The organism is Thermostichus sp. MS-CIW-26 (assembly GCF_054059115.1).
Genome location: NZ_JBSSBV010000022.1, coordinates 1 through 22,251, shown reverse-complemented (window position 1 = coordinate 22,251; position 22,251 = coordinate 1). Strand labels below are relative to the sequence as shown.

Sequence of the window (22,251 nt, the reverse complement as noted above, 5' to 3'; positions counted from 1 at the left end):
ATTCGTGAATTCGGTTCCGTAGCCCGCGCCACAATCTCTATTTGGGGATCTTGCAGATCTGGGCAAACTCATTCCCAGGGGAGCTCAACTCATGGGGAAACCCTAGAACCTCTGGTACGGTAAAGATACTGATCTTGCGTTTGAGTTTCCAGAGGGATCCCTTGACCTCAACTTTGCCTTCTCAGACCCTCTTGCAGGCTCTGTACACCCCTTCCCCTGCTTGGGATGCCATCGTCATCGGTGCTGGGATCGGGGGATTGGTCGCGGCCAGCCAGTTGGCTGCCAAAGGATACCGTGTGCTGGTGCTGGAAAAATACCTCATTCCAGGGGGCAGTGCCGGCTATTTTGAGCGTCCGGATCCCTTAGGCAAGGGGAGCTACCGCTTCGACGTGGGCGCTTCCATGATCTTTGGGTTGGGCACCCAGGGTACCACCAACTTGCTGACCCGCGCCTTGGCAGCCGTGGGCCAGTCCATAGACTCTATCCCCGATCCGGTGCAGATTGCCTACCACCTGCCCAAGGGGCTGAATCCCCGAGTACACCGGGATTACGAGCAGTTTTTGCAGGAGCTATCCGGCTACTTTCCCCGGGAAGCCGCCGGCATTCGCCGGTTCTACGATAGCCTGTGGCCCATCTTCAACAGCCTCAACGCCATGGAGCTGCTCTCGTTGGAGGAGTGGGGCTATCTATTTCGTTCTTTTGTGAGCAATCCCCTCGGCTGCCTGACCTTGGCGCGCTATTTGCCGGTGAATGTGGGCCAGGTAGCGCGGCGCTGTCTGCGGGATCCGGATTTGCTGCGCTTTGTGGATATGGAGTGCTACTGCTGGTCGGTGGTGCCGGCGGATCGCACGCCCATCATCAATGCCGGGATGGTGTTTTGTGACCGACACTACGGCGGTATTAACTATCCCAAAGGGGGGGTGGGGCAGATCGCCCAAAAGTTGGCCCAGGGGCTAGAGGCCCATGGCGGGCAGATCCGCTACAAAGCACCCGTGCGGCGGATCCTGGAAGAAAGAGGTCGGGCGGTGGGCGTAGAACTGGCCAGCGGGGAAAAGCTCTTTGCCCGCACAATCATCTCCAATGCCACCCGCTGGGACACCTTTGAGCGCCTATGGCCGGGATCCCTGCCCAGGGCGGAGCGGCAGTGGCAAAAACGCTACCAGCAATCCCCCAGCTTCTTGAGCTTGCACCTGGGGGTGCGGGCCGAGGCCCTGTCCGGCGAACGCTATTGTCACCACATTCTCCTGGAAGATTGGGATCAGATGGAGGCTGAGCAGGGCACCCTTTTCGTCTCCATCCCCACCCTGTTGGATCCCGACCTGGCTCCCCCGGGCCGCCACATTGTTCATGCCTTTACCCCCAGTTGGATATCCACCTGGCAAGGGTTAAGCCCAAGCCAGTACCAGATCCAAAAACAGCAAGCCGCCGACCGCCTCATCCGCCGCCTGGAGGCCCTTTGGCCTCAACTGGGATCCCACATTGAACTGAAGGAGATAGGCACCCCCCGCACCCACCGCCGCTTTTTGAGCCGCAGCAACGGCACCTATGGGCCCATCCCCAGCCGGGATCCCTGGGGCTTGCTGGGCATGCCTTTCAATCGCACCGCCATCCCCAACCTATACTGCGTGGGGGATAGCACATTCCCCGGCCAAGGGCTCAATGCCGTTGCCTTCTCCGGCTTTGCCTGCGCCCACCGGGTGGCAGCGGATTTGGTTTAGGTTGCCCTTATCCTTGCTACTCCCTTCTCCCTCTGGGAGAGGGGCAGGGGATGAGGGTTGAGCGGCGCAGAGGGTTTGGGAGGCAGTTGATGGTCAATTCAAACAACAATGAGACGCTAGCCAGTAAGATAGCGTCCGTTCCCGAAAGCAGGCTGTAGGCCTTTGAATCAGGACATTGTCCAGAATCAACACAGATGTCCTCTTCAAACTCGGTATTCAGTATCTGATACATTTACGCTGAACACTGCTGAACATCACTGTTCAACTATGCAGCGATAGCATTCTGTTTGTTTCCAAACAGAATGGCGGTATCCCGCAAAGCTTTGAGTAGAATACCCAAAGCGCAGTTTCCGTGTCGTCTTACTACCAATTTTCTGCTTTGCTTTGGCTACCATGTTGGCAGACTCGAAAGTAAACAGAAAGATCAACTGGTAGTAATCTGTACTGAACATATTATACATTATTTTCAGTATAGTTGAGCTTATTATTGACTAGAGTCATGCTCTCCAGCCACCCCTCAAATCCTTATTGGCTATAGTTGCGGCTGTCCGGAAGTGATAGCAGCAGACTTGCTGGACCTGCCGCGGCTGGAGCTGTATGTGGAAGAGGGGTTTGGGGATCCCTGTGCCCTGCTGCAGCAGAAGGGAGTGCCCGAGCGAGTTCATGAGGTGAGAGGGGAGCCAGCCAGTTGGCCTAGTTTTGATGCTGTGGTGTGCACAGCTGAGGACTTGCAGCGGCTGGGGCGGCCTGTGAGGGCCAACTTTGCTTTCATTCTGGGACAAGATACCCAGCTCCTCTTTGCCAATGCGGGTAAATTGATGGAACCGATGGCGCGCGTGTTCCGTATAGGCGAACTTTGGTATTCAGCAAAGCTGTATGAGGATACCCTTTTTCTCGTCAACACTTATCTGAACTTTCCTCTGTTTGTTTCTGAGGTGAGGACGCTTGTTGATATTGGAGCTGGGGTGGGCCTTGGCAGTGTTTGTTTTCGGGGTTTCTGCCCTGAGGCGGCCATTCATTGTTTTGAGGTGGATCCCTTGGCCTTGCACCTGCTGCAGCAGAATGCTCTTGGCCTGGGCAACTGCTTTGTGCATCCGGTGGGGCTAGCGGGGCAGAATAGCTGCAGAACTTGTCGGCTCTGGCCGGAGGATCCTCAAGCGAAGTGGGGAGTGGAGCAGCCGCTCCCTTTCCGGGAAGCCAGGGCAGCCCTCAAGGAGTTGGGTTTGGAGCCCATCGATGTGCTCAGGGTAGCTACGGGTGGGGATGAGGTGGAGGTATTGGCTAACCTGCAGCCGCAGCTTAGGGACATCAAGGTGATTTACGTGGAGTTTACTTCTGAGCAAGACCGCAAGCGGATTGACCAGATGCTGGATCCCTCTCATCTCCTCTGGCAGGGAGAAGTTGTAGCAGGCCAAAGAGGAGTCCTTTGCTATCTAAGCAGGGCTTGCTTTGTCGACAACAATTCAAGCCTTGGAGGAGAGACTTAAGGTTATGAACTCAACCATTATCGTTACGGCTGCTGACTTCAGGGGACTATTCTCTCCATCCGAGAGAAACCTCAGAGGCACTCTGTAGATATTGGATTCTTGGATGTAGGCTGTACACCGGAGCAGTTGCAATGGATAGGTCAGTACGTTGACCACATTGTTGAGCCAGATTGGAACTATGATATTCCCGACATTGATAGACAACCCAAGTATCTCAAGGCACTAGTTTGTATGCCTTTCCTTCCTGAATACTTTCCAGGCTATGAAGTTTATATTTGGATTGATGCAGATGCTTGGGTGCAAGACTGGTCTGCAATTGAGCTTCTTACCCTGGGAGCAAGATACAAAAACCTTGCAGTTGTTCCTGAGTTGCTAAATACTCTCTTCAATCCCTATCCATTTTCGCTTCAAGCTTTTCACCTCTCGGAATACATCAAGTACTTTGGAGATGTATATAACCACCTATACATAAGACCAATTCTAAATGATGGTGTATTCTCTGGAAGTAATTCCGGTATTCACTGGGTAGCATGGAAAAACAGACTGAGCCAAGCTATCTCTATGAGCCGCGATCTATCCTTCTCAGATCAGTGTTCTCTAAACCTGGCTATTTATAATGACTTAGGGATAGATAACGTTCAAATTTTACCATTGTTTTGTAACTGGACAGTTCATAGTAAACTACCTCTATGGGATCCAAAAAGAAAGCTCTGGGTTGAGCCTTGGAAGCCTTACATCCCTTTAGGGATTCTACACATTACCTATAAAGCTAAGGATAGAAAAACTCATGTAGCTCATACTACCGATGGCTTCAAAGTTGAAGCCAGTCTTTGGTATCCTAGAAGCCATTCTTCTCCAATCAGAAGGTATGACTATGTATCAGCTAATCAAAAGAAAATATATCTCGACTACAACTTCCCTCTAATGACTGCTATCGATCCAGGGCCTCATCCCTGGCCTTATCTACGGAAAGAAGTTCCTCACCTTTGTACTGCGGATTTGCGTCAACCTACTATCGACTTTGTTAGTCGAGACGAGGCTCATATTCTGTACAATACTGCCCTTAAGCTACAAGGAAAAAACGCCCTAGAGATCGGCTGTTGGCTAGGTTGGTCAACTGCGCACCTGGCGGCAGGAGGAGTTATTCTCGATGTTGTCGATCCAATTTTGGAAAATCCACTGGCTTATGAGAGCGTGAACCAGTCTCTCTGCTCGGCTGGAGTTAGCTCTAATGTCAATCTCTACCCTGGCTATAGCCCAGGGAAGGTGGAGGAGATTGCCCAGCAAGAGGATTGTCGCTGGTCTCTGATTTTCATCGATGGGAATCATGACTCACCAGCCCCCTTGCAGGATGCTCAAGTGGCAGAGCGCTATGCTGCTGAGGATGCCTTGATTCTGTTTCATGATCTAGCCTCGCCGGATGTGGCTGAAGGTTTGAATTACTTGAGAGACAGGGGCTGGAACACGATGATTTACCAGACCATGCAAATTATGGGAGTGGCCTGGCGAGGCAATGTCAAGCCCGTTGAGCATATTCCAGACCCTGCTGTGAATTGGACATTGCCAGAGCACCTCAAGGACTATCCGGTCTGTAACCTTGAGTTGTCTAGGGTGCTAGAGAAAGTTAAATCTTTTACCTTGCTGGGCTTTGAGCGTCTTTGGAGCCTTTATTCACTGGCTAAGCAGGTTTGTGAAGAAGACATTCCTGGGAACTTTGTAGAATGTGGTGTTTGCAGGGGTGGAAGCTCAGCTTTGCTGGCCTGGGTGATTAAGAACTACAGCCGTCGACCTCGCAAGCTATATGCTTTCGATACCTTCTCAGGTATGCCTGATCCAACAGAGGTGGATCGAGATTATCGAGGAGTTGGTGCCAACGATACGGGTTTTGGATCCGGTGCCTTAGCAGCACCCATTTCGGAGAACTTAGAGGTGGTTGCCAAGGAACTGGGAGTTTGGGATCTCATTGTCCCCGTGCCAGGGCTGTTTGCTGACACCTTGCCTGTTTATCGAGAGCAGGTGGGCGAGATTGCCTTGCTGCATGCAGATGCAGACTGGTATCAGTCGACGATGGATATTTTCCGTCATCTCTACCATCAAGTTAACCCCAGGGGGTTTATCCAAGTTGATGACTACCAAGACTGGCAAGGATGCGCAAAGGCTGTCCATGACTTTGAGCAGGAAGTTGGAGTTTTCTTTCGACTGCACAGTGTAGCTGAGCCCTATGGTTGGAAGATCGATAGCTTAGAGCTGCAAGAATGGCCTAGTCCCGCGTGGTTAAGTCCTTCAGAAAACCTGGTAGTGATGAGAGATAGCATAACAGAAACCTCCAAACCACAAGGGATCCGCCTGAGCAAGATCAACGTGGGCCTTTTCCCCTACTGGGAAATGGAGACAGAGCAGCTTATCCAAGGACTGGAGGGCTTGCTGGAGCCAATTCTGCGCAGTCCTCAGCCAGAAGACTATGCTCTGATCTTCCTAGGGGATCCGGATCCGCAACTGGCCAATCAAACTCTGGAGATAGCTGCAGGCAACATAGCTCTCAGGCTCATGGAAGAGGGGTTAGAGCTCAGTAGAGAGCCGTTCTGTTCAGTGGTAGCTGGCTTGAACCCCTATCAATGGGAGAGACTTATTCCCCAACTCAACTATCGCTATCTCTTGAAGCGGGAGCGCTTTCCCAAGGGATTACGGCCTGCTATTCAAAAGCTACCTGTGTTGCTGTTGGCCTCCTAGGGATCCATCTGTTGTCTTGAGTTACTTGGCTGTCTACAGGGCGTCTGGATCTACCCCTAGCTCTCGTAGCTTCCGGGCCAGGCGCCCTGCCCGTTGTTCGGCCTGCTCAGCCCTTTGCCGCTCCAGTTCGGCCTCGGTGGGTACCAGTTCCCCAGCAGCAGTGGCCCAGCGAATCCAGGTGGCCTCGATGTCCCGAAACCTGCCCTCCCACTTCACTAGGCACAATCCCAAAACCTCGCTCGGCAAGCAACCCTCTGCATCCTCTTTAATCGGCTCATAGCGGTCGCCCCTCAGCCGAAACCCCGCCCAGTCTTCTGGATCAAACGGGTCAAACCAAAAGTACTCCGGCACCCGGATAATCTGCTCATAAAGTTGCTTTTTGCTTGTTTTATCCTCCTGGGCAGTGCTGGGAGAAAGAAGCTCAATCACCACGTCCGGCCCTTTGCCCTGCTCCCAAATCACCCAGCTTTTGCGCTCGCCTTTAGGCACGCCCAACACCACAAAATAATCCGGCCCTTTGAAATTGCGGCCGCGGGTCTGCTCCAAGCTGTAGTAGAGAAACATATTGCCACCGACAAAGCCATCAGGGCGCTGCTGCAACCAGGTTTGGGTAGTGGAGATGAGCAAGTCCATCTGGCACCTGTGCCGCCAGCTTTCCATAGGTTCGCTGTCGTCGTAGGGGAGCTCGTCTTGGGTGGGGGGCAACTCGGGTAGATAAACCGGATCCAGCACCTCAGTAATTGGGTTCGGGTTAGTCATTGCCAGTTCTCCTCTCTTTACCCTTACAAGGTATCGGGATCCACCCCTAGCTCCCGCAGCTTCTGGGCCAGGCGCTCTGCTCATTGTTCGGCCTGCTCAGCCCTTTGCCGCTCCAGTTCGGCCTCGGTGGGCACCAATTCCCCAGAAGCAGTGGCCCAGCAAACCCACGCGGCCTCAATGTCTGGAAACCTTCCCCCATCTCATTGTTGTCAGCAAAGCAGCTGGGGCGCTGCTGCGACCAGGCTTGGGTAACGCAGATGAGTGAGTCCATTTGACACTTGCGCTGCCAGCTTTCCGCGAATGCACCGTCTAACTTGGTAGGTGTGCAAGTATAATCAGCACATGGCTCCTGACTTTGTCATTATGGATGCACGTAGGGCAGGATAGTGCAAAACTAGCCCTCTTTGTAGCCTGGGCAGAAACTACACTTTGTCAGCAGCACTGATTAGAAGGACGAGCCATGGAAAATTCCAACAAAGAAACTCTGCAACCGCGAGTTCTCCTGAGCTGGCCAATTGCGCCAGACTACATCCCACCGCCGCAGCTTTCAGATCGGCAAGTAACTGTCTGTCCCAAAGAAAGAGTGGGGGGCTGTGGACTAGGCTATGTCAACCGTCGTGAAGGCTTGGTGGAGTGTCCGGAAGGAGATTATGACCTCTATGACTTTGTCCAGCAGTCTGAGCAGATTGTGGATAAAGAGTTTGACTTGGTGATTGTACTAGCTGCCAGCTGCGAATACAGCAACCCCTTCAACACGAAAAAATTTGGCTGTCCAACCGTCTTACTAGCCGGAGATACGCATCATCGCCACTTCCCCATCAAACATCTTTTGGCCTACTGGGCCGTTGAAGCCTTTGATTATGTTGTTACTGCTTACAACCGCCAGCACCTGCACTGGTTTGCCGCGGCGGGCGCGGAAAACCTGGCCTGGCTACCTCTCATCTCCATGCATACGGTTGTCCACAAGTGGGTAGAAGCAAGAGAAAGCCAAGTTGTCTTTATTGGCCAGCTGGGATCCGGGCATCCCAGACGTTTCCGTCTGGTCGAAGCCATAAAGAGGGCACACTTGCCCATTCTTGCCACAACTGCCAACCGTCAAGAGGCAGCCCGCCTATTTGCCGAATCGCTGATTTCGTTTAACTGCAGCCTGAATGGGGATCTGAACCTTAGGAACCTGGAAGTGATTTCTGCGGGTGGCTTTTTGCTGACAGACAAGCTCTCCTTTGCATCCGGCTTTGATGAGTATCTGAGCCCCGGCTTATACTGCGACGTCTATAGTTCTGAGCTGGAGCTAGTTGAGAAAATCAAGTTTTACCTAGAAAATCCAGGGCTGGCTCTAGAGATAGCTAAAAGAGCTTATGAAAAGTTTCTTGTGGACTGGCATCCCAAGCATCGGATAGCCGATCTGATGAATTGGGTTTTCAAGGGAGAGCTACCCAACTTTTACGCAGCTAAGTCCGATCCCAGATTTTTCATTAGCACTGCCTACAGAGATCTTGTCAATACACGCCTTGCTATCTACGAACCTGTTCAGGAGTTACACCGTGTAGAGGAGCAACTTAAGGTACTGGTTAGCAAAGACTGCCCAGTAGCAGTTGTGGCAGATCTCCTGGATCTGCCGAGACTAGAAGTCTATGTTGAGGCCGGGTTCCCAGTGTCTGAGCTTCCCAAGGACGAGAGGGTCGTTTCCAGAGTACATGTCTGGGAGGAAGAGTCCAGCCACTTAGGTACTGCGACTTGGGATGTTCTGATTGCCAGATCCAACAGCCATCTTACTTCTCGACTCCTGCCCTACTCAAAATTTGTTTTTGTCCTTGATGAACAAAATCAATTGGTGTTCTCGAACGCAACAAAGTTAGCGAACGTTGAAAGATTTTCCTTGGGCGCGACTAGAGCGGATGGATCTTCTTGGACACTACATCTCAATTTTTATAAGGAGGAAGAAAACGTAGCGCTATTCACGACTGACGAAATCTTTAATAAGCAGCCATATCCTTTTTTAAACTTCGTCGATGGCGTATCAACAATTGTTGATGTAGGAGCAAACATAGGCATCGCAAGCGCCTACTTTCGAATGCTTTATCCAAATGCTACTATTCTTTGCTTCGAGCCTGACCCTGTAGCTCTTCACTTGCTGAAGCTAAACAGCCTAGCTATAGGCGGCTGCACTGTATACCCTTTTGGGCTGTACAGTGATGATATCACCAAGACTTTCTACAGTAGTCTTGTAACGGCCTGTTATAGTTCGATACACAAGAACCGATATGCTGACTTTCCAAGAGTTGTACAGCTTGCAAAGGCAAGCTCATTCCTAGGCTCATTTCTAAAGAGTGTTGGCGCTTACAACATCGATATTCTCAAGATAGATACTGAAGGTAGTGAGACCCAAATATTAAAGGATTTATTCGAAATTCTAGTCGACATTAAGATAATATACCTAGAGTTTCACTCTGAAGAAGATAGACGATTAATAGACCAGATCCTATGCCCTACCCATGTTTTGTACAAGGGAAACATAGTTCACACACATCTAGGTACTCTTTGCTACTTGAGTAGAAGGTATATCCTTCATGACGTTTCACGAGAACCTCTTCGGTAAAAAGTTCTCCCAGTCAGTAGCTAAGGCCACTGGGGAAGTTGACAAAGGAGGTTCTAGCTAGAGCATGTAGTTTCAGGATCCACGCCCACTTCGAGCATTTTTGCGTTGGGGGCTCTATCCGTGCTGTTCCGTTCCAGCTTGGCCACACGAGCTTCCAGCTTGCGCAAGGTACGTTGCAGCTCAGGCAAGTGCCGCTGGACGGCCATGCTCTTGCGCCATTCGGCAATGGGTTGGTGGGGGTAGCCGGCCACCGTTTGACCAGCAGGGATATCGCTGGTTACACCTGTCTGGGCGGCCACACGCACGCCATCGCCGATGTGAAGATGCCCGGCCAAGCCACATTGCCCGGCCAAAATGACATGGTGGCCCAATTGGGTGCTGCCGGCAATGCCCACCTGAGCCACGATCAGGCAGTGGGATCCGGTGCGCACGCCGTGGCCAATTTGCACCAGGTTGTCGATCTTGGTGCCGCGGCCAATACGGGTCTCGCCAACGGCGGCCCGGTCGATGGTGGTGTTGCTGCCTACCTCCACGTTGTCTTCCAGCACCACTCGGCCCGCCTGCAGCATGCGCCGCCAGGAGCCATCTGCCAGAGGAATGTGGCCAAAGCCGTCGTCGCCAATGACAGCGCCGCTGTGGATGAGGCAATCATCCCCAATCTCCGTGCGCTCGTGAATAACGCAGTTGGCGAAAAGCTGACACCGGGATCCAATCCGCACGTGGGGATAGATGGTGACATTGGGGTGAATTTGGGTGTGGTCGCCAATTTTCACTCCCTCCATCACCACTGCGTGCGGCCCGATGGCCACCCCTTCCCCCAGTTGGACGCTGGCATCCACCACCGCTGTAGGATGGATCCCCACCGGTAGGCGGTAGGGCTGGTAGAACAGCTCAATGGCCTGGGCAAAGAGCAGACGGGGATCCCTGCCCCGCAAGCAGGCAATGGAACAGGGCAAAGCCAGCCCTTCCTCCACGATGACGGCGCTGGCCTGGGTTTGCTCCAAGAGAGGTAGGTAGCGGGCCTCGCTGAGAAAGCTCAGCTCCCCTGGACGCGCCTCCGCCAGGCTGGCCACGCTGTGAATTTCCAGGGTGGGATCCCCCTCGTAGGCACACCCCAATTTTTGGGCAATTTCCTGTAGCTGCATTGGGGTTGACATCCTGATACATTTACGCTGAACACTGCTGAACATCACTGTTCAACTATGCAGCGATAGCATTCTGTTTGTTTCCATTCGCGTTAGCGGGACGGAGTCCAAACAGAATGGCGGTATCCCGCAAAGCTTTGAGTAGAATACCCAAAGCGCAGTTTCCGTGTTGTCTTACTACCAATTTTCTGCTTTGCTTTGGCTACCATGTTGGCAGACTCGAAAGTAAACAGAAAGATCAACTGGTAGTAATCCGTACTGAACATGTTATACATTATTTTCAGTATAGTTGAGCTTATTATTGACTAGAGTCATGCTCTACGATTGCGGCAGCCGCACGTCCATCACGGTGCCGCGCAAGTTGTAGCCAAAGGTCTCTAGCTCTAGGGGAACACCGATTTTGACGCGATTGTTGCCCAGGACGATGCCATTCTCCGTCCGCTGGCCGCGCCCTCGCAAGGTAAACACCAGATCGAGGCGATAGGCTTCGGGATCGGGCAAGTTCTGCACCCGCCCATCGGGGAAAACCACCGGCACGGTACGGCTGACATTCTCCACTCGCACCACCTCCACCTGGCCGTAGGGCTGGTTGCGGATGATCAGGTCAGCCTTCTGCCCCGCCTGAAAAGGTTCCATAGAGCGGCTGCTGACCCCGCGCACAATCATGTCCACTTCCACCGGCAGCGTGGGGCCACCTCCCACCTGGACGACACTGCCCGCCTGCCGACCCGGAAAGAACAAGACGGCGACAATGGCCACCACCACAATTGCCAGAGCTCCCAGATCCAAGAGGCTGACTTTTCCCAAAAGCCGCCCCTGCTCGTCAATGAGCCGCATATCACCTGATACATTTACGCTGAACACTGCTGAACATCACTGTTCAACTATGCAGCGATAGCATTCTGTTTGTTTCCATTCGCGTTAGCGGGACGGAGTCCAAACAGAATGGCGGTATCCCGCAAAGCTTTGAGTAGAATACCCAAAGCGCAGTTTCCGTGTCGTCTTACTACCAATTTTCTGCTTTGCTTTGGCTACCATGTTGGCAGACTCGAAAGTAAACAGAAAGATCAACTGGTAGTAATCCGTACTGAACATATTATACATTATTTTCAGTATAGTTGAGCTTATTATTGACTAGAGTCATGCTCTCCTCGCACACCCTGTCTTGATTCTAGGCAGGTTTGTTCTCCAAGTGGCTTTCTCGCCCTAAGGGATCCAGGCTAGGGCGCTGCTGCCCAGCGGTAGGCGGCGTTCCCGCCAGCGGTGCGAACCACTTTGTCCATCAGGAATGGGCAGCCCGTCCTGCAAATCCACCAACCACACTTGCGAGGCCATGATGGCTTGCCCGCTACGGCTAAGGGGAGCCGAGGGATCCGGGATCCCTGGGAACGGTTCCAAGAGCGTGTAGGCCAGCATGCGTCCATCCGGGGAAATGCTGAAGTCCAGATCGACGGGATAGGTGGCTCGAACCACCTCTATGGCGTTGCCTGCTTCAGTGCCGAGCGTTATCGCCAGCAGGCGGGGCGACTCGGTGTAGCTGGGGGAGTCCATCGCGACCTCGCCAACAGAATAATGCTCCGCACCGCTAACGTGAGAGACCTCACTGACCAAGGCGTAGAAGATGGGCGCCCGAGGGGAAAAAGCCCCTTTCAGGATGGATCCCTGGGTTCTCAAAATCTCCTCGCTGTTGCCGGTATTGCTGACGATGGAGAGGCTGCGGGTGTAGTCGGGATTGAAGCGCAGCAAAGCCCCGAAAGCCCCATCGGGGCGGATGGCTAAGGTTTGGCCGAACTGGGCTAGAAAGCTCTCCGCTGCCGCCCGTGGATGCAAGGGTACAATCCCCACCCCCTGTCCCTGCGAGATGAGCAGGCTGCTCTCATCGGGGCTAATGAAAAAATCTCCCCCCACCGCCGTATCCAATTCCAGTCGCTCGAAGGGATCCCGGCTTGTTTTCTGGATCCACAGCTCCGTCTGGACGGCAGCCATGGGATCCCGTTGCAGCGGGATCCGCTCTGCCACCACCAGTTCCCCCGTCGGCGAGACTTGGAAGCGCAGGTTTTGGTAACCCTGATGATCCAGCAGCAACCGCGAAGACAGATCCTCCAGATCCAGCCGGTACAGATCCTGGTGCTGTAGGTTGGTGGCCGTGGCGAAATAGTACACGAAGCGGCCATCAGCACTGGGCTGCATTTGGGTTACCTTGACCCCAGCTGGAGTCAGCAGAGTAGCGGCTCCCGTCTCCAGGTTGAACAGAAACATTCGCCCTCGCTGGGCAGGTTCGGTGCTGATCCCCAGCAACTGCCGATCCGGCGTGCGGAATTCTCCCTCGAAAGGCCGGGCCATGGGCTGGCCCCGTTCATCTACCGCTGCCTGCAGGCGCACCCGGTAGGTCTGGCCGTAAGGGGCTGGTTCTGTCAGCGTCCAAAAAAAGCGGCGACCCAGTTTGCGCATTCGGCCTGGCAGAGGGGGCTGGATCTCCAAATGCTCTTCAACACTGACGGGATCCATCGGGCGGTTGAAGGTGAGCACCATCTGCACTTCTTGCGCCCCCACCCGTTGCTGTTGCCAGTTAAAGTCCCGCACGTAAGGAGCTGTGTGGTTGCCCAACACCACCAGGATCACCCCGATGGCCAGGTTGCAGAGGGTAATCCGGGCAACCCAGCGATCCAGAGGCTGTGGGAACCACCGCGTCAGGGTTGCGCGCCAGTAAGATCCCGACCGGGCAGACATCTGACTCATAGGTTACAAACAACAGACAGGTATGGGCAGCCAGAACTTGGGGAGCTGCCTACTGCAGCATCAAAAAAAGAAAGTCTTCTAGGTTGGTTAGGAAGGTCAGCACCTCAGCGGTTGTTCGTTCTTCATCTGGGGATCCCAACTGGACGGCCTGTTGAATCAGCTCTCGAACCGGCGTTGGCCCTTGGAGCAGTGGCGCCAACCAGCTCACGTTCTCGGCAGGGATGCTGATCCGCCCGTGGGTGGCTCCTGTCCACTGCATTTCGTAGGGCCGCTTCTCTTGCAGGGCTTTGCTGTACTCCTGGCGAAAGCGGGGGTTGTCCATCAACAGGGGATTGAATTGTACGGATCCCGACAGCCAATCTTCGTCGCTCCAGGGCAGCACCGGCGAAGAGCCGGCATGCTCCGCCCAAAAGTCGATGAGGCGATGGACAGGGCGAAGGAGTTCATACAGATGCAGCCGCTCCATGATGCTGAGGGTTGCCAACCGCTGCCGCACAAACTCAGGCACCTCTTTAAACAAAGACTCCACCGACCAGTCGGGCCTATCCACCAAGCTCAAAAAGCTCAACCCCGCCTGCTGCAACATGCGAAACAGGTCGGGGATCGTGAACCCCTTGTCGTTGGAGAGTAGGTAATTATTCATAATGGCCGCATCTTCGGCATAGTTGGCCGGGTTCCAGAGCACCGCCTGGGCCACTTCTTCCCGAAGGGATCCCATAAACTCCCGCACATTTTGCGCCCCTACAGCCGGTGGAACGTCAAATTGGCCCACTTTTTGAAAGGCTTCCTGCAAGCGGAAAAACACCTGCCGTTGGTGGCGGCTGTGGAGATTGGCCCGGATGATGCCATCGGGCTTGAGGACATTTTTCATGGCCCGCAGGCCCTCGGTGGGATCCTCCAGCAAATACAAAACATCATTGAGGCTAATGAAATCAAACTGGATCCCCAGACGCTCCAGCTCCAGCAGATTGAGGACATAAAATTCGGCATCTGTGAAGCCGTGGTGGCGCAGGCGTTCCTCGGTAAGCTTGACCGAAGCCGGAGACAGATCACAGGCAACAATCTGGGCCCCTGGATTGGCCTCGGCCATCATCAACGTTTCCCAGCCGGAGCCACAGCCGGCATTCAACAACACCTTGCCCTCTGGCGGGACGATGGTATGGGTGCGCAGGTACTGAGCCGTGGTATAGCTCATCTTGAACATCTCCGGCAGGGCATTGCGAGCCGTCTGCGAGAGGGGCACATTGGGGTAGGGCAGAGCCTCGTAAAGGCTCAAGGCTCGTTCCGAAGCGGAGAGGGCAGAGCTGGCCATGGGCAGGGGAAAGGCTCAACGGTTCAACTTATGATTGAGTGTAGCCCTGTTCGCGACAGCCTCAGGGATCCGCAAAAAACTTGCCATGGCTACTGCTTCCTTGCCCCGTCGTCGCTCTCGCTTCTCCCTGGCAGGCACTCTGGCCGCCGTTGGGGGGGCGTTTCTGTGTGGGATCCTGGTGGTGCGGCTGCAGTTGCCGATGCTGGAGCGGATCAATCTGGGAGAATTCGAAAATGCCGAGGCCCGCAAAAACCGCAACATTGCCCTGGCCAATACGCTGGGGTGGCTGGGCTACCGCAACTTGGGGGCTTCCTGGCTGTGGCTGGAGCTGATCCAGTACTACGGGGATGCACCGGCTCGCACCCTGACTGGCTATGGCCTGGCCTACGACTACTTCGATCACATGCTGCGGCTGGATCCCCATTTCCTCTTGGGCTACCGGCTCTCTAGTTTGGTGTTGGCCTATCGGGCCGGCCAGCCGGAAAAAGCCGTCGAGATTTTGGATCGCGGCTTGCAGCAGTTCAACCCCCAAAACAACCCTGACGCCTGGCGACTTTATGTGGATCGCGCCCTACTTAACTTTATGTTTCTGGGGGATGCGGAAGCGGGCCGCAATGACTACTACCAAGCCGCTGCCTGGCGAGAGCAGGTGGGCCTGCCTGGAGATGAATTTCGCCAGTTGGGGGATAACATTGCCCGCAGCCCCCTCAGCCGCCGTTCCCAATTCGATGTTTGGCTGAGCGTGTTTAACTCCACCACCGACCGGGATACCCGCCTGTACGTCCTGGAACAACTGGCCCAATTGGGTACGGTGCTGCAAACGCTGCCCACCGGAGAGATCGAGATCCTGCCCCCTCCTCTGCCCGACTTCCCCGACGAAGAACCCTATCGCTTGCGCCTGTGATTTGATCCGGGGGATAAAGATTGCGCCTTAGGGCTGTGACGTTGCCCCAAAAGGTGAGCTAAACTCTAACCCAAATTAAGCCAACCCAACGGGCCGACTCTTCAAGAGCCGCAGCTTTTCGTGGGAGAGGTTCGCTTTTCCGACGTAGGGAGCAGCTGGCTCTGTTGCCTTTGCCAGGGAAGAGCAGCAGCCAGCCTCACGGCAACCCCCAAGGACGCTCTGGGATTCCGGTTTGTTCCCCCAAACTTCTCTATCTTATTATTTCTTAACTTTTGTTCTTGTTCTGCACAATAGGAGTGACCCCCATGACCTCAAGAACTTCCCTTCTGATGACTGTGGCTGTCCTTTCGGGCAGTTGGCTTGTTCTTCCAGCGGCAGCACAATCTTCCGGGACGGCACGGGTGCGGTCGGTGGTAGATGGGGACACCTTTTGGGCGGACTTGAACGGCAGGCCAACCCGTTTCCGTCTGGCCTACGTGGATGCGCCGGAGCTGACCCAAGGGCGCTGGGGGCGGCTATCCCAAGAGGCTCTGCAAAACTTGCTCCCGACGGGATCCCTGGTGCAGGTGGATACCCTCTATGTCACACCGGAAGGGCTTCACATTGCCCAGGTGTACAACGCCGATGGTTTGGTGAATTTGGAGATGTTGCGCCAGGGTCAGGCGGTGGTTTACGAGCGCTTTTTGCACGGGGCCAATCGGCAACGCTACCTAGAAGCCCAAGAGGCGGCCCAAGCGGCGCGGTTAGGCTTCTGGCAGCAACGCAATCCGGTGATGCCTTGGGAGTTTCGGGAGACGGCCACGCAAACCTCGGCCTTTGCGGGGGTCAATGTTTTGGATGGTTCTTTGATTCGTGAAAATCCGGCGGCGGCTGCGGGTGTGGGGATTGCTACCGCAGTGGTGGTGGTGGGTCTGAGCAAAGTGCTGTGGAGAAAGCCCAGCCGACAGAGGGTGAGCATCCGGCAGATGGAGCGGGATCTGAAACAATTGCAGCGCAGCCTCACCACAACCCTGGCCAGTCGCAAGCAACTGGAACGGCGGTACGACGAAATTTTGCAAAAGGCCGAAGATTGGTTTGTCAGGGCTGAGAAAGCCAGCCAACAGAACCAGGATGACCTTGCCCGCGAGGCTTTGGTCCGGCGCAACCAGCACATGAGCGCAGCAGAAGCGGTTCGCAAATCTTTGGATGAAGTTGAAGCGCAGGTGGCAACCCTTCGCGAAGGCATTTCCCGCCTGGAAAGCCAGATCTCGATGGCCAAACTGGAGCGGGAGATGAACAACTGACGCCAACGCGATCCAGCCCAACTCTTCCTTGGGAAAGGGGATCCCCGGATCCCCACAGTCGGGCTAAGGCAAGGAGGGGGGCAGGTTTTGCAGGATGGTGCGGACAACTGCTGCTGAGTTGAGCGCTGCTGTTTGAAAAAAGCTCAAGAAATCCGTATCGTCCCCTGCATCGCTAACCGAGCGCACCAGCAAACAAGGGATCCCGGCTTCTTGCGCTACTCGCACCACGGCTGCCCCCTCCATCTCCACAACCAAAGCGCCGGTGCGTTCTCGGATTTGTCGGCGTAGGTCTGCGTCGGCCACAAACACATCGCCGGTGGCCACCAAGCCTTGATGAATGACGGGATCCCGGCCTTGTAGGGGGTGGAGAGGGATCCGCTCGGGGTGGGCCACGATCAGGTCGTAGAGGGCGCTATCGGCCTCGGCCAGTGGGTGGCGCAGCTCTGGGATAAAGTCGATCCCCAAGACAAAGCCCTCGGGTCGTCCGGTGCCGAAGTCGTGCTCAATCGCCGCATGGGCCAGCACCACATCTCCCATGTGCAGGTGATCGGCCAAGGCCCCGGCCACACCGGTAAAAATGATCCCCTGCAAAGGGAAATGGGCCACCAACAGAGCCGCCGTGGTTGCCGCCCGCACCTTGCCCACCCCACCTTGTACCACCACCACCGGTTGCCCCGCCAGGGATCCCCGGTAGAACTGTCGCCCCAGATGGGTATGGATGGAGCAGGTTTCCATCGCCTCGGTAAGCATGGCCACTTCCTCGGGCAGGGCTCCAAGAATACCAATGGCTTTCTGGGGGAGATGAGATGGAGATTCCATAGAGCTTCCCTCAGGTTCTTCGAAAGACTTTTGAACAGGCTCTCTCTCCAGTTGGCGGGGGGGATCGCTTGCCCTCACCTGTCCGGCCACTTAGTGAACCATTGCCAACGGTTTCATTCTCGCCTGAGTTGAGGATCCCAAAGCGATGACCGGATAGGTCGGAGTCTTAGGCGGTATAGCGGTATAGTTGAGGTGGTTGGATAGGGAATAGGGGGAAGACCATGGTCTACAGTGAGCCGCTCATGAGCACCTTTAACCCTTCGCCAGAGGTTTTTCCAGAGTCCGTTCGCTACGTTGAGGTTGTCTCGGCGGTGGTTTCCAGCCTCAAGGAGGATGCCGCCTACGAGAACCACGAGCAAGGTCACACCTGGAAATTCACCTACGGCACGGCAGAAGTGTTCGTCCATCTGAGCGGCGAATCCCCAGAAGACACTCTTTTGGTATGGTCTCCCGTTCTCTCTCTGCCGGTGGCAGAACCGGCCAAGCTGATGCAGAAGCTCCTGGAGAAGAATTGGAGCGACACCCTAGAGGCGCGCTTTTGCATCTGGAACAACCAGGTGGTGCTGAACCACTACCGCACCTTGGAAGGGATCACAGCGGGCGAAATTTCCCGGGCCATCACCATTGTGGCCAGCTTGGCCGATGAATATGATGAGCCCCTCCAGGCGGAGTTCCCCAAAGTTTAAGGTCTGGCTTTGCCGGGATGGGATCCCAGGGACATTGGCTGCCCTACTGTGTGGCCCCTGGGGCCTGGCAAATGGAGCAGGACTTCCGGCTTTTGCACAGGCTTCGTCGGGATCCTCAGCCCTGCCTGCGCTTTTATGGCTGGGATCAGCTTACCCTCTCGCTGGGACGGCACCAGGTTTGGCCAGATCCCCTGCCAGGGATCCCGATTGTGCGCCGACCCACGGGGGGAAGGGCGGTGCTCCATCAGGCGGCTGAGGATGCAGCAGAGCTGACCTACAGCTTGGTGTTGCCCCTTTCTTACTTGCAAGCCAGGTTGCCCAGTTTGCAGCGGGCCTGGGTGTACGACTTCTGTTGCCGCTTTTGGGTGCAGGGGTTGGCGGAGCTGGGCATTGCCATAGATGAGCCCGCTTTTGCTCACGGCCGAAGCCACCGGGATCCCGGCTACCGCAACAAGACCAGTTGCTTTGCCTCCCGTACCCGTGCTGACTTGAGCTGGCAGGGCAAAAAGCTGATGGGCAACGCCCAACTGTGGCAACCTTGGGGGATCCTGCAACAGGGATCCCTCCTATTGCAACCCAATCTAGAGCTGTGGGAACGGTATCTGCCCGGCTCGCAGGTGATTGGTATCTACGACATTTGCCCCACGGCGCCAGGGATCCCTGCTTTGATCGAACATTTTCTCCAGGCCGCCCGGGAGTGCTTTGAAGTGGAATGGCAAGAAGAAGCCTGGCTCCCTTGGCCGGACTGAGGGCCGGTTGCTGTTAACAATTACCAGCAACAAGAAGCGGCTTGTCTCAACCGTTCCCCAACTCCCCTCTCTCCCTGGGAAAAGGACTGCCAGTCTAGCCGAGACAGCTGTGCTAGAACCTAGGCAGCGCTCAGCCAGGTAAGCCATGCCGAAAGTTTGGGCGGCAGTTTTGCTAGTTGTATTCCTGCTGCCGCAGCCCGCTTGGGCCATTACCCTTGAACAAGTGCCCAACCCCCGCCGTCAGTATGGAGGGTGGGTTTCCGATACCGCCAACATCCTCAGCAGCAGCACCGAAAACGAGCTCAACCGTCTTATCACTCAGCTTGAGCAGCGCACCAGTGCCGAGATGGCAGTGGTTACCGTGCCGAATACTCAGGGATATGCAACACCAAAAGACTTCACCACGCAGCTATTTAACTACTGGGGGATCGGCAAGGCAGGCCAAAACAACGGGGTTTTGTTTCTCATCTCGGTAGGGGATCGGCGGGTGGAAATCGAAACGGGCAGGGGCCTGGTCGCTATCCTCCCCGACAGCCGAGTCCAGCAGATTATCGACCAGCAGATCCTGCCTCGGTTTCGCAATGGGGATTTTGATGGCGGCACTCTGGCGGGGGTGCGGCAGTTGACCTCGGTGTTGCAGGGCCAGCCCGTTGCAAATGTTCCTGCGGTGGCCCAGGGCATTGATTCTTCCCTGGTGGAAGGGATCCTGCTGCTGCTGGGGATCATCATTTTGGGACTGGGGTGGCAGCGCTCTCGCATGCCCGTCTCTCTAAGGGCTGAGCGAGGGGGAAGACAAGTCCTCTCCCTGACACGCAGAGATCTAAGAACAGGTGCTGTGCTCTCTTCGGTTCAGAGCGACCCCATTCGTCTCTTCCTCTATTCGGGATCCCTCTGCCTTGGCGTGTTCCTAGGATTGTCCAGCGGCAACTGGCTGGGGTTCGCTCTGCCGGTTGTGGCTGCTATGGCCACTGACGGCACCTTGGGCCGGAAGCGTGGGATCCCTTTTCAGCCGGTGGTTTGTCAAGCCTGTGGCCGACCCATGCGCCCAATCCAGCCCCAGCTTCTGGATAAGTACCTTCCCCAAGAGCATCGCCTGGCCAGGAGCCGCGGCAGAGCTCGCTACTACGGCTGGTTTTGTCCTACCTGTCAAGGAATAGCTGTGGTTGTGCGCGAAGGCACGCTCTCCCGACACCTTTACTGCCCTCGGTGCCAAGCCCTCACCCTCGACCTCACCACACAGGTTCTCAGGGAAGCCACCTATTCCTCTAGCGGCTTGAAGCTGGAAATCCTGAGCTGTCCTATCTGCGGGTACCGCAGCGAGCGAGAGGTGGTCATCCCCGAGCTCAGCCACACAAGCGATCGCGACACAAGCGATTGGCACACAAACGATAGCAGCAGAGATTCAGACTTCGGTGGCGGCAGCAGCGGAGGTGGCGGAGCGGGCGGCAGTTGGTGAGACCCAACTCTAGAGATTTCTCTATCGATCTGAAAAAGGAGTCGGGCTTCTCTTAAATCCGCCAGGACAGTACAGTGGTAAGGGAGCAGCAATAGAAACTGGCTAAGGACGGATCTCTCATGACCCTCGGAGAAGGCGTACAACTGGTTACGTTTGTGGTGCTATCGGCGATGGCCATTGGCTTCGCGCTAGGCGTGGTTTGGGCCCCCAGCATTGTCTATTCCGGTTTTCTGCTCGGGGGCGTTTTCCTGAGCATGGCCGGGTTGTATCTCCTCTTGAATGCCGATTTTGTGGCCGCAGCCCAAGTTCTGATCTACGTCGGCGCGGTTAATGTGTTGATCCTGTTTGCCATCATGTTGGTGAATCGGCGCTACACCTTTGCTCCTCTGAAGCTGGGCTGGCTGCGCAACGGAGTGACGGCGGTGGTCTGTTTGGGTCTGTTTGCTCTTCTAGCCGCGATGGCTTTGAACACCCCTTGGCCGCTGCAGCCGATCCAACCTTTGAGCAGTGTGTTGGTGATCGGCGGCCACTTCTTCAGCGATTATCTTCTGCCTTTTGAGCTGGCTTCTGTTTTGCTGCTGATGGCGTTGATTGGGGCCATTGTCTTGGCGCGGCGGGAGTTTGTTCTTCCCCAAGCCGGAGAAGGGGATCTGAGCTTGCTGGAGCGGGCCCGACCCCAGCTGGAATCAGAGTCAGAACGACCGGCAGAGCTGGTGAGCACCCGTTGAAGCTGACTGCTCTCGGCCATAAAACCTAGAGCTTTCCCGAGGCCCCTGTCATTGTGTATCTACATGGAGCTCATCGCGATGTTGCAACTGCAGTTTTTCTTGGTGGTGGCAGCGATTCTTTTCTGCATTGGTATTTACGGATTGATTGTGAGCCGCAATGCGATTCGCGTCCTGATGTCGATTGAGCTGATGCTCAATGCGGTGAACCTGAACTTCATGGCTTTCTCCAACTTTGTCGATTCAGCGATGATTCGCGGCCAGGTGTTCTCGGTGTTTGTCATCACTGTGGCGGCTGCCGAGGCCGCAGTGGGCTTGGCCATCGTGCTGGGGATCTACCGCAACCGCGCCACTATCGATATGGAGAGCTTCAACTTGCTTAAGTGGTAGACTTTTTCGATTGTTTAGTTTGTATCAAGGCAAGGCTGGCTAATTCAAGTGAAGGCCAGAATGCCTGAGTAGAGCAAAGCTCCCAAAACAGGCAGGAAAACCAGCAGACCCAGCCAGCGGGATTTATTCAGGCGGGGTGGAATGGCAAAGATCACCCAGATACCGAAGATCAAGTTGACTAGGGGAATGAAGAAGAGGATCACCCACCAGCCGGGTTTACCAGCAGCTCGACACATCACCCAGATGTTAGCAATCGGGATCCAAGCTAACCAAGCATTCGGCACGTTTAGCTTCTCTCCAATCACCATTAAGGTGTAGCTAAAGAAGGCGTAAAGGGCAACGGCAATCAGCCCTGGTAAAAGCTCATCCATCGTGACCCTCCCACATATTTGATATTTGCGAATGTCAACTCACTTGTCTCCAGCGTCTCTTTGGTGTCAGAGACAACCCTCGAATCTATACAGCTATAAGGCCAAACCGCAAGAAAACCAACTTTCCAAAGCTGTTCAGGAGCTACTCTGATCCCGCCCACAAAGTTAGCCAAAAGGGATCCCGTTGTCCAGACTTATCTGTCAAGTTTCATCAAGAATTCTGTCAAGTTTCATCAAGAATACAGATCTGACGAATAATCTCTCAAGCACGGGGGGGCAACGGCGGGCATTGGATCCCGGGAACCAGGGATTCCAGCAAGCCGCTACAGGCATCCCAGAGCAGCTCGATCACGTAATGGAATCCAGCCTCACCCCCGTA

At 55.0% G+C, this 22,251-nt stretch carries 18 protein-coding genes; 11 read left to right on the top strand and 7 right to left on the bottom strand.

Annotated elements, in window-relative coordinates:
- Nucleotides 1-161: 161 nt before the first annotated feature.
- The 3 genes from crtH (at nt 162) to ACVWZU_RS08750 (ending at nt 5,935) form a co-directional block, all read left to right on the top strand.
- Nucleotides 162-1,718, top strand: coding sequence for a carotenoid isomerase (gene crtH / locus ACVWZU_RS08760; RefSeq protein WP_457444417.1), 1,557 nt, complete (start codon nt 162-164; stop codon nt 1,716-1,718).
- Between the two features lie 569 nt (nt 1,719-2,287).
- Nucleotides 2,288-3,205, top strand: coding sequence for a hypothetical protein (locus ACVWZU_RS08755; RefSeq protein ID WP_457444415.1), 918 nt, complete (start codon nt 2,288-2,290; stop codon nt 3,203-3,205).
- Between the two features lie 126 nt (nt 3,206-3,331).
- Nucleotides 3,332-5,935: a class I SAM-dependent methyltransferase gene (locus ACVWZU_RS08750; protein ID WP_457444413.1), complete on the top strand. Its 2,604-nt coding sequence runs from the start codon at nt 3,332-3,334 to the stop codon at nt 5,933-5,935.
- Nucleotides 5,936-5,968: 33 nt separating this feature from the next.
- On the opposite strand, the gene ACVWZU_RS08745 is transcribed toward ACVWZU_RS08750, so the two are convergent.
- Complete coding sequence (locus tag ACVWZU_RS08745; RefSeq protein ID WP_414373264.1) at nt 5,969-6,694, bottom strand: Uma2 family endonuclease; 726 nt, start codon at nt 6,692-6,694, stop codon at nt 5,969-5,971.
- Nucleotides 6,695-7,154: 460 nt separating this feature from the next.
- Here ACVWZU_RS08745 and ACVWZU_RS08740 point away from each other — a divergent pair, with 460 nt between their 5' ends.
- On the top strand, nt 7,155-9,293 hold the full coding sequence (locus ACVWZU_RS08740) for an FkbM family methyltransferase (RefSeq protein WP_457444411.1): 2,139 nt from the start codon (nt 7,155-7,157) through the stop codon (nt 9,291-9,293).
- A gap of 53 nt (nt 9,294-9,346) precedes the next feature.
- Here the strand turns inward: ACVWZU_RS08740 and lpxD are convergent, their stop codons facing one another.
- The 4 genes from lpxD to ACVWZU_RS08720 form a co-directional block, all read right to left on the bottom strand.
- The gene (lpxD, locus tag ACVWZU_RS08735; protein WP_457444440.1) at nt 9,347-10,438 is read right to left on the bottom strand and encodes a UDP-3-O-(3-hydroxymyristoyl)glucosamine N-acyltransferase; all 1,092 of its coding nucleotides are present in this window, start codon (nt 10,436-10,438) and stop codon (nt 9,347-9,349) included.
- 318 nt (nt 10,439-10,756) lie between these two features.
- On the bottom strand, nt 10,757-11,275 hold the full coding sequence (locus tag ACVWZU_RS08730) for a DUF4330 domain-containing protein (RefSeq protein WP_414342569.1): 519 nt from the start codon (nt 11,273-11,275) through the stop codon (nt 10,757-10,759).
- Between the two features lie 369 nt (nt 11,276-11,644).
- A complete protein-coding gene (locus ACVWZU_RS08725) occupies nt 11,645-13,168 on the bottom strand; it encodes a hypothetical protein (protein ID WP_414418495.1) in 1,524 nt (507 codons plus the stop codon).
- A gap of 58 nt (nt 13,169-13,226) precedes the next feature.
- Nucleotides 13,227-14,489 (bottom strand): class I SAM-dependent methyltransferase, encoded by a 1,263-nt coding sequence (locus tag ACVWZU_RS08720; protein WP_457444408.1) that lies wholly within the window; start codon nt 14,487-14,489, stop codon nt 13,227-13,229.
- An 85-nt stretch (nt 14,490-14,574) separates the two neighbouring features.
- On the opposite strand from ACVWZU_RS08720, the gene ACVWZU_RS08715 reads away from it, so the two are divergent.
- Both ACVWZU_RS08715 and ACVWZU_RS08710 read left to right on the top strand, forming a co-directional pair.
- Nucleotides 14,575-15,393 carry a hypothetical protein gene (locus ACVWZU_RS08715; protein WP_457444406.1) on the top strand — a complete coding sequence of 273 codons (819 nt, stop codon included), beginning with the start codon at nt 14,575-14,577 and terminating at the stop codon, nt 15,391-15,393.
- 329 nt (nt 15,394-15,722) lie between these two features.
- Nucleotides 15,723-16,676: a PspA/IM30 family protein gene (locus tag ACVWZU_RS08710; RefSeq protein WP_414418492.1), complete on the top strand. Its 954-nt coding sequence runs from the start codon at nt 15,723-15,725 to the stop codon at nt 16,674-16,676.
- A 63-nt stretch (nt 16,677-16,739) separates the two neighbouring features.
- Here the strand turns inward: ACVWZU_RS08710 and ACVWZU_RS08705 are convergent, their stop codons facing one another.
- The gene (locus tag ACVWZU_RS08705) at nt 16,740-17,495 is read right to left on the bottom strand and encodes a 5'-methylthioadenosine/adenosylhomocysteine nucleosidase (protein ID WP_457444404.1); all 756 of its coding nucleotides are present in this window, start codon (nt 17,493-17,495) and stop codon (nt 16,740-16,742) included.
- Between the two features lie 221 nt (nt 17,496-17,716).
- On the opposite strand from ACVWZU_RS08705, the gene ACVWZU_RS08700 reads away from it, so the two are divergent.
- The 5 genes from ACVWZU_RS08700 (at nt 17,717) to nuoK (ending at nt 21,501) form a co-directional block, all read left to right on the top strand.
- Entirely contained in the window at nt 17,717-18,181 is a 465-nt protein-coding gene (locus ACVWZU_RS08700) for a YbjN domain-containing protein (RefSeq protein ID WP_011432906.1), read from the top strand.
- Nucleotides 18,182-18,198: 17 nt separating this feature from the next.
- Nucleotides 18,199-18,930 carry a lipoyl protein ligase domain-containing protein gene (locus ACVWZU_RS08695; RefSeq protein WP_457441480.1) on the top strand — a complete coding sequence of 244 codons (732 nt, stop codon included), beginning with the start codon at nt 18,199-18,201 and terminating at the stop codon, nt 18,928-18,930.
- A 145-nt stretch (nt 18,931-19,075) separates the two neighbouring features.
- Nucleotides 19,076-20,386 carry a TPM domain-containing protein gene (locus ACVWZU_RS08690; protein ID WP_457388154.1) on the top strand — a complete coding sequence of 437 codons (1,311 nt, stop codon included), beginning with the start codon at nt 19,076-19,078 and terminating at the stop codon, nt 20,384-20,386.
- A gap of 119 nt (nt 20,387-20,505) precedes the next feature.
- Nucleotides 20,506-21,114: an NADH-quinone oxidoreductase subunit J gene (locus tag ACVWZU_RS08685; RefSeq protein WP_414357958.1), complete on the top strand. Its 609-nt coding sequence runs from the start codon at nt 20,506-20,508 to the stop codon at nt 21,112-21,114.
- 81 nt (nt 21,115-21,195) lie between these two features.
- The gene (gene nuoK / locus ACVWZU_RS08680; RefSeq protein WP_414328814.1) at nt 21,196-21,501 is read left to right on the top strand and encodes an NADH-quinone oxidoreductase subunit NuoK; all 306 of its coding nucleotides are present in this window, start codon (nt 21,196-21,198) and stop codon (nt 21,499-21,501) included.
- 44 nt (nt 21,502-21,545) lie between these two features.
- Here the strand turns inward: nuoK and ACVWZU_RS08675 are convergent, their stop codons facing one another.
- A complete protein-coding gene (locus tag ACVWZU_RS08675; RefSeq protein ID WP_011432901.1) occupies nt 21,546-21,872 on the bottom strand; it encodes a DUF5684 domain-containing protein in 327 nt (108 codons plus the stop codon).
- Nucleotides 21,873-22,251: the final 379 nt, after the last annotated feature.

What these genes read in the sequence shown, in the direction of transcription:
- ACVWZU_RS08745 (WP_414373264.1), bottom strand. Translation starts at nt 6,694, where the DNA reads ATGACTAACCCGAACCCAATTACTGAGGTGCTGGATCCGGTTTATCTA.
- ACVWZU_RS08740 (WP_457444411.1), top strand. Translation starts at nt 7,155, where the DNA reads ATGGAAAATTCCAACAAAGAAACTCTGCAACCGCGAGTTCTCCTGAGC.
- lpxD (WP_457444440.1), bottom strand. Translation starts at nt 10,438, where the DNA reads ATGCAGCTACAGGAAATTGCCCAAAAATTGGGGTGTGCCTACGAGGGG.
- ACVWZU_RS08730 (WP_414342569.1), bottom strand. Translation starts at nt 11,275, where the DNA reads ATGCGGCTCATTGACGAGCAGGGGCGGCTTTTGGGAAAAGTCAGCCTC.
- ACVWZU_RS08725 (WP_414418495.1), bottom strand. Translation starts at nt 13,168, where the DNA reads ATGTCTGCCCGGTCGGGATCTTACTGGCGCGCAACCCTGACGCGGTGG.
- ACVWZU_RS08720 (WP_457444408.1), bottom strand. Translation starts at nt 14,489, where the DNA reads ATGGCCAGCTCTGCCCTCTCCGCTTCGGAACGAGCCTTGAGCCTTTAC.
- ACVWZU_RS08715 (WP_457444406.1), top strand. Translation starts at nt 14,575, where the DNA reads ATGGCTACTGCTTCCTTGCCCCGTCGTCGCTCTCGCTTCTCCCTGGCA.
- ACVWZU_RS08710 (WP_414418492.1), top strand. Translation starts at nt 15,723, where the DNA reads ATGACTGTGGCTGTCCTTTCGGGCAGTTGGCTTGTTCTTCCAGCGGCA.
- ACVWZU_RS08705 (WP_457444404.1), bottom strand. Translation starts at nt 17,495, where the DNA reads ATGGAATCTCCATCTCATCTCCCCCAGAAAGCCATTGGTATTCTTGGA.
- ACVWZU_RS08700 (WP_011432906.1), top strand. Translation starts at nt 17,717, where the DNA reads ATGGTCTACAGTGAGCCGCTCATGAGCACCTTTAACCCTTCGCCAGAG.
- ACVWZU_RS08695 (WP_457441480.1), top strand. Translation starts at nt 18,199, where the DNA reads ATGGGATCCCAGGGACATTGGCTGCCCTACTGTGTGGCCCCTGGGGCC.
- ACVWZU_RS08690 (WP_457388154.1), top strand. Translation starts at nt 19,076, where the DNA reads ATGCCGAAAGTTTGGGCGGCAGTTTTGCTAGTTGTATTCCTGCTGCCG.
- ACVWZU_RS08685 (WP_414357958.1), top strand. Translation starts at nt 20,506, where the DNA reads ATGACCCTCGGAGAAGGCGTACAACTGGTTACGTTTGTGGTGCTATCG.
- ACVWZU_RS08675 (WP_011432901.1), bottom strand. Translation starts at nt 21,872, where the DNA reads ATGGATGAGCTTTTACCAGGGCTGATTGCCGTTGCCCTTTACGCCTTC.